This window comes from Polaromonas sp. P1_G2, from assembly GCF_056405515.1.
Genome location: NZ_JBFUBY010001223.1, coordinates 1 through 439 on the forward strand (window position 1 = coordinate 1; position 439 = coordinate 439).

A 439-nucleotide genomic window follows, 5' to 3' on the forward strand; every position below is an offset into this window, starting at 1 on the left:
CTTGCCGCCCGGGGCGGCGCAGAGATCAGCGACGCGCTTGCCGGCAATGTCGCCCATCAGCCGGGCAGGGATGGCTGCGGCCGCATCCTGCACCCACCAGGCGCCCTCGGTAAAACCGGGAAGATCGGTCACCGCGCCTTCGAAACTGTCGAGCCGCACCGAACCGGTCGGCAGCAGCGTACCGCCTAGCGTGTTTGCCCAATGTTCAGGGTTCTGCTTGATGGTGAGGTCGAGTGGCGCGAGTTCCAGGAAGGATGCAGCGATTGCGGCGGCTGTGTCAGCTCCATAGGCGGTTTCGAGCCGCTCCCGAAACCAGGCAGGGAAGACGGAAGTCCCGGCCCGCACTTTCTCCAGCGCTTCCGTTTTCTCGCGCGACAGGCGGCGTAGAAGAGCATTGACGAGATTGGCGAAGCGGGTCGAACGCGGATCGTGCCGTGCC

The 439-nt window shown here is 65.4% G+C and carries 1 pseudogene; it reads right to left on the minus strand.

The features are described 5' to 3' along the window. A pseudogene (locus AC1D0P_RS29875) lies at window positions 1-439 on the minus strand (hypothetical protein); the annotation flags it as partial.